Here is a 208-nt window from a genome sequence, read left to right as displayed (position 1 = left end):
TGAGGTTGATAGGTTCGGTGTGGAAGCGCGGTAACGCGTGGAGCTGACGAATACTAATCGGTCGAGGACTTATCCACACATTCTTAGCAATCATGCGTATTCAGTTTTGAAGGAATAAATCCTTCAACGTTCCTCGGTAGCTCAGTTGGTAGAGCAATCGGCTGTTAACCGATCGGTCGGCGGTTCGAGTCCGTCCCGAGGAGCCATA

1 tRNA gene is annotated in these 208 nt (G+C 50.5%); it reads left to right on the top strand.

Features of this window, described 5'->3' with window-relative positions:
* Nucleotides 1–130 precede the first annotated feature (130 nt).
* Nucleotides 131–206: transfer RNA gene (locus tag M3630_RS31390), tRNA-Asn, on the top strand.
* The last annotated feature ends 2 nt before the right edge of the window (nt 207–208 follow it).

Source organism: Brevibacillus sp. MER 51 (assembly GCF_023714195.1).
GTDB lineage: Bacteria > Bacillota > Bacilli > Brevibacillales > Brevibacillaceae > Brevibacillus.
This window is presented reverse-complemented; position numbering and strand designations above follow the sequence as displayed.